Origin of the sequence: Clostridium sp. (assembly GCF_051654825.1) — a bacterium.
Taxonomy (GTDB): domain Bacteria; phylum Bacillota; class Clostridia; order Clostridiales; family Clostridiaceae; genus Clostridium.
On sequence record NZ_JBOFYU010000074.1, the window covers coordinates 1 to 5,334 of the forward strand.

At 29.6% G+C, this 5,334-nt stretch carries 9 protein-coding genes; 7 read left to right on the top strand and 2 right to left on the bottom strand.

What is annotated here, in order from left to right:
* From ACRDBA_RS04585 to ACRDBA_RS04615, 7 genes are all read left to right on the top strand, one after another.
* The coding region (locus ACRDBA_RS04585; RefSeq protein WP_438571742.1) for an ECF transporter S component at positions 1–329 on the top strand (329 nt) is incomplete at its 5' end.
* A gap of 28 nt (positions 330–357) precedes the next feature.
* Entirely contained in the window at positions 358–1,785 is a 1,428-nt protein-coding gene (locus ACRDBA_RS04590) for an ABC transporter ATP-binding protein (protein WP_438571743.1), read from the top strand.
* Positions 1,778–2,506, top strand: coding sequence for an energy-coupling factor transporter transmembrane component T family protein (locus ACRDBA_RS04595; protein ID WP_438571744.1), 729 nt, complete (start codon positions 1,778–1,780; stop codon positions 2,504–2,506). The genes ACRDBA_RS04590 and ACRDBA_RS04595 overlap by 8 nt, the downstream gene beginning before the upstream one ends.
* Complete coding sequence (locus tag ACRDBA_RS04600) at positions 2,496–3,245, top strand: DUF169 domain-containing protein (protein WP_438571745.1); 750 nt, start codon at positions 2,496–2,498, stop codon at positions 3,243–3,245. The genes ACRDBA_RS04595 and ACRDBA_RS04600 overlap by 11 nt, the downstream gene beginning before the upstream one ends.
* Before the next feature lie 79 nt (positions 3,246–3,324).
* Positions 3,325–3,534 carry an AAA family ATPase gene (locus tag ACRDBA_RS04605; RefSeq protein ID WP_438571746.1) on the top strand — a complete coding sequence of 70 codons (210 nt, stop codon included), beginning with the start codon at positions 3,325–3,327 and terminating at the stop codon, positions 3,532–3,534.
* Positions 3,509–3,652, top strand: a complete 144-nt coding sequence (locus ACRDBA_RS04610; RefSeq protein WP_438571747.1) for a hypothetical protein — start codon at positions 3,509–3,511, stop codon at positions 3,650–3,652. Before ACRDBA_RS04605 ends, ACRDBA_RS04610 begins: the two co-directional genes overlap by 26 nt.
* 29 nt (positions 3,653–3,681) lie before the next feature.
* Complete coding sequence (locus tag ACRDBA_RS04615) at positions 3,682–4,065, top strand: hypothetical protein (RefSeq protein WP_438571748.1); 384 nt, start codon at positions 3,682–3,684, stop codon at positions 4,063–4,065.
* A 121-nt stretch (positions 4,066–4,186) separates the two neighbouring features.
* Here the strand turns inward: ACRDBA_RS04615 and ACRDBA_RS04620 are convergent, their stop codons facing one another.
* Both ACRDBA_RS04620 and ACRDBA_RS04625 read right to left on the bottom strand, forming a co-directional pair.
* The gene (locus ACRDBA_RS04620) at positions 4,187–4,933 is read right to left on the bottom strand and encodes a hypothetical protein (protein WP_438571749.1); all 747 of its coding nucleotides are present in this window, start codon (positions 4,931–4,933) and stop codon (positions 4,187–4,189) included.
* Positions 4,934–5,058: 125 nt separating this feature from the next.
* Positions 5,059–5,334: substrate-binding domain-containing protein (locus ACRDBA_RS04625; RefSeq protein WP_438571750.1), on the bottom strand; the 276-nt coding region annotated here is incomplete at its 5' end.

The following is a 5,334-nucleotide window of genomic DNA, read 5'->3' on the forward strand; positions in this document are numbered from 1 at the left end:
GTAGCCCATATGGAATACATATAATAGTTGCATCAGTACTACAAGGTATAGGTGTAGAAATAGTAATGGGTATAAGTAAATATAAAAACTATTCAATAATAAATATGGCCTTAGCTGGAATAGTAGCCACGATATTTGTAACAGCAAGAGACTACTTTGTATTCGGATTAGAGCTATATGCAAATTTAATGATAATAATGATAATGGTAAGATTAGTAAGCGCGGCAGTACTAGGTGGAGTACTTTCTGTAGTAATAGGAAATGCACTAAAAGCTACAGGAGTATTAAATGGATTTAAAATAAAAAAAGCAGACAATTGCAATCAATAATATATATTAGGTAGGAAGTGAAGAGGAATTGCTACAAGTAAAAAATTTATCACTTAGTTTCTTAGATGGAACTATGGTTTTTAAGGATATAAGCTTTGATATTAAGGAAAACGCTATAAATTTAATAACTGGAAAGAGTGGATGTGGAAAGAGTTCACTTCTTATGTGTTTAGCAAGGGTTATACCTGATATAGTAGAAGGAACAATGACCGGAGAAATCATACTTAATGGTGAAAACATCGAGCACAAAACTACAGAAGCTATAGCAGGAACAGTAGCATATATGTTTCAGGATCCAGATAGTCAGCTATGTACATTTACAGTAGAAGATGAAATTGCATTTGGTTTAGAAAATATGAATGTAGATGTAGAATATATGGAAGAGATTATAGATTATTATTTAGATATGGTTAACATAAAACATTTGAAAAAAAGAGAGCTAAATAAACTATCTGGAGGAGAAAAGCAAAAAGTTGCTTTAGCAGCGATACTAGCAATAGAGCCACAAATTATATTAATGGATGAGCCAACAGCCAACCTAGATCCTACATCAAGAGATGAAATGGTAGAGCTTATAAAGAGACTAAGAGATGAAATGGGAAGGACTATTGTTTTAATAGAACATAATATAGATGAGTTTAGACATATTATAGACAATGTTATAGTTGTTGAAAATAAAGGTGTGACTTGTTTAAATAGTAAATGTTTTATAGATGAATATGATAAATCAGATACATTACCTAAAAGAGTAAAATATAAAAACAACTTAGAGAAAACACTATTAGAAGTTAAAAATTTAAGCTTTTCTTATGATAGAAATTATAACGTATTAGACAATATAAATTTCTCATTAAAACAAGGAGATATAACTGCTATAGTAGGTCATAATGGAGCTGGAAAATCCACATTAACTAAACTTATAATAGGATTTTTAAAAAATTATAACGGTAGTATTTTACTAAATAACAAAGAAGTATCACAGCTACACCCTAAAGAAATAGGAGAAATGATGGGACTTGTTTTTCAAAATCCAGAACATCAATTTGTAAAAATGAGCGTTGAAAAAGAGCTATCATTTAGCTTAGAAGCGAGAAGTAAGGATAAAGAGTATATAACAAGCAGAACTAAAGAGTATTTATATAAATTTGACTTATTTAAAAATAAGGATGCAAACCCATTTGAGCTTAGTCAAGGTCAAAAAAGAAGATTAAGTACAGCTAGTATGATGATAAATGGACAAGAACTACTTATTTTAGATGAACCAACCTACGGTCAAGATAAAGATAACTTAAAAGAGTTAATAGAACTTTTATATGAAGTCAATAATCAAGGAACCTCAATCCTTATTATAACTCATGATATGAATCTAGTTAATAGTTGTTGTGACAATGTTATATGTATTGAAAAAGGAAAAATTGCTTATAGTGACGATAATATGAGGTGTGTAAATGGATAACAAAAGTTTAATTAATAGAATGAATCCCTTTTTAAAAATACATGTATTATTATTAGTAACAATTATAGGATCATTAGAGTACAATCCATTCCTACCAATAACTTTGATTATATTAGGTATTATAATTACTTATAAATTTAGTGATATAAATATAGAAGAACTATTAAAGTCAATTAGAGTATTTATTGGTATGTCATTTGGATTTATGGCATTTATAATTTTATCTAGATATTTAAGTAATGAACCACTACTAGTAATTACAGTTATGGGGCTTGGATTTAAGATCATATTAATAAGTGTGTATTCGGCCATTTTTGTTAAAACAACCGATCCAACTGAATTTGTAGTTTCCTTAATTAAGTACTTTAAAGTTCATCCTAAATTTGCATATGCATTTTTAACTGCATATAGATTTATACCGACCTTTAAAGAAGAGTATGACATAATAAAACATGCTTATCAAGTAAGAGGAGCTACTAGAAACAAAAACTATGTCATACCTATGATGGCAACTGCTGTTAGAAAAGGTATCAGAATATCTATGGCTATGGAAACTAGAGCATTCGGTAAGTATAAAACAAGAACATACTATAGAAGATTAAAGTTAAAACAAGATGAAGTCATATGCTGTTGTATATATGTAGCTATTGTTATAAGTATTACTATAATATATGCAATGAATGGACTAACTAATATGGGGGTGGGCTTAGGTGCCATTTAAACATAAAAATATATCTTATGGATTACCACAAGATGATTTTGACAAAGAATTTATAAAAGAAATATGTTATGACTTGAATGAAGTTTTAGAACTTAAAAGAAAGCCTGTAGGCATTAAGTTATGCTATTGTGAAAATGAGTATAATTCTTTTGAGTGGGACGAGCCTAATGGAAAATTATCTTATTGCTGTATGGTAGAAAAAGCTACTAGAGGGATGAAGTTTAAAGCTACTCTAGAAAATATAAATTGTGATGGTGGTACTACTGCATTAGCACTAGAACCTTCAAATACAAGGATAGAGTCAGGTATGGAGTATTTTTCATATAATCTATATGCAACAGTAGGAGCGGCAAGAAGAGCAAGAGAAGGTGTAAAAGGATTATATAGAACAGGCGTAGAAACCTATGGTGTTTTTATAGGTCCTTTAGATGAGTTTAGTATTAATCCTGATGTGGTAATATTTATCGCAAATCCTTATCAAACAATGAGGTTACAACAGGGATATGCATATTATAATGGTGATAGAGTTAATGCCAGTTTAGCTAGTATGCAAGGGATCTGTTCAGAGGCAACAGTAGAGCCGTATTTATCAGGGAAGATGAATATATCTGTATTATGTCCAAGCACTAGATTTTTAGCTAAATGGAAAGATGAAGAAATGGCAGTAGGTATACCTTTTGAAAAATTTGAAAATATAGCAAAGGGTGTTATGTCTACATCTATAAAAATAAATAAATAAGAATACAACTAGTTCAAGAGGCAGAGTTGTACTATATTTCAATGTTGGATATAATAAAGGTATAAGAATACTAACGGAGATGAATATATACCTAAATACAAACAAATGCCTAGAAAACTATAAAACATTATACAAAAGCAAATACTTTGTAGATAAATCTTCAATAATAGAAAAAATAAGTGAACTTTTAGGAACAGCAGATAGATATTTATGTATAACTAGACCCAGGAGATTTGGAAAATCTTCAGTAGCAGATATGCTAGGTGCACGTAATAAATATATCATTTAATGAAATATCAGAAATAGGGAATACCTATGAAGATTATATAAAAATGATTAGAGAAAACTTAATAAAAGATATAGTAAAAAAGTATCCACATATAAATCCAGATGAGTACTTCCAATAAAGAAATACTCAAGTGGTAGTGCACTTAATATGTTTGATGAGTTCACCTTTTTAAGGGATAGAACATTTGGGCAGTACTTTGGATTTACAGAAGAAGAAGTCAAAATATTATGTAATAAAAATGGTCAACTAGAGTACAACGATCTAGAAATTAGAGATGAAGTTATTAGCATGGTAGCTGGAGACGAAATAGACATAACAATAAAAGAAGAATTTAGAGCAGGGCAAGATGAGCTAGTAACCAAAAAAGAAATATACTCAGCCATGATAATACTTGGATTCTTATCATACTATGATGGATATCTAAAAGTACCAAACAAAGAACTAATGCAAGAATTCGAAAAAGCATTAGCAGATGAATCATTCACTCCATCCAAGAAGGAAAAAAGATATTCCTTTTATAGTAGAGCTTAAAAAAGACGATACAGCAGAAAATGCAAGCTGTATAATAGAAGAAATATAGTCCAGTGAATAATATCACTGGACTTTTAATAGTGTGGCCAGCATAGGCAACAACTATTCTAACTATAAATACTTAAATAGAGTAGAACAGTTCATCTTCATTTCTATACAAGAATATAACTGCAGCTTTCACTGATTCATACTTACCATCTTTACAATTATATACCTCATATTCTTTTAATTCATTTGGGTCAAATGACTCGATGAAGTTTTCTATTACAGAAGCCTTACTAGCAAAATCTAATCTTAAGTCAAACTCATCAGAAAAGTTTAATTTAGACCTTGCATCAGCTGTAACGAAGAATAATCTATTGTGAAATGAGCATCTAACCCCTGTGCTCTGGTTTTCATATAAAAACTTTATTAGCTCACCTGGATTATTTATAAAGTGCATAACAGCATCTTTATATTCACTATCAGTTAAGTCAGCAAATCTCTTATTTGTATGATTTTCTATTAATTCTTTACTTATTCTAGTAGATTTCAAATCAAGTTTAGTACCTTTTATTTTAAAATCATACTCTTGATCCTTATAGTTAGGATTATCTTCAACGCAGTCATACTGGCTGAAGATATATCTATCACATTTTTCAATTAGTATCATCATCCATCTTCTTATGTAATATTCCTTTTTATCATCTGAAATACCGAGCTCTTTAAGTTTACATAGTAAATCATCATACTTATATGTTCTATACAACAAATCTTTTACAATAGCATCATCTAAATCGTTCTGCTTTGTCCTACCCCAACCTGTTGGAATTTGTGTAACTTTGTTTAGCTCTCTCTTATATTGATTATATTGCCATTCTTCTATCATTGTTAACCCCCCCGATAAGAATTATAAGTTTTACCTTATAATAAAACATTAGCAGGTGAATTTTGCTATGTCAAATGATAGGTATCAATAGAGCAGTTATATGTTGAATAGTGAATTGAAAAAAATTATTTCACTCCTTTTACAGAATCTCTTTTAATTAAAGAAACAGGTAGGATAATTTCCTTACTATCTATAGAATTACCTTCAATAGTATCGATTACTAATTTAGCAGCAACACGCCCTTTTAAAAGTATATCTTGTGAAATAGTAGTAAGTTTAGGTGATATAAATTTAGAAATATATAAATCATCAAACCCTATAACAGATATATCGTTGGGAACATTTACTCCATTATCTTTTAAAGTAGAAATAAGCTTTATTGCTAAAATATCAGCAGTTAC

What these genes read in the sequence shown, in the direction of transcription:
- ACRDBA_RS04595 (WP_438571744.1), top strand. Translation starts at nt 1,778, where the DNA reads ATGGATAACAAAAGTTTAATTAATAGAATGAATCCCTTTTTAAAAATA.
- ACRDBA_RS04605 (WP_438571746.1), top strand. Translation starts at nt 3,325, where the DNA reads ATGAATATATACCTAAATACAAACAAATGCCTAGAAAACTATAAAACA.
- ACRDBA_RS04615 (WP_438571748.1), top strand. Translation starts at nt 3,682, where the DNA reads ATGTTTGATGAGTTCACCTTTTTAAGGGATAGAACATTTGGGCAGTAC.
- ACRDBA_RS04620 (WP_438571749.1), bottom strand. Translation starts at nt 4,933, where the DNA reads ATGATAGAAGAATGGCAATATAATCAATATAAGAGAGAGCTAAACAAA.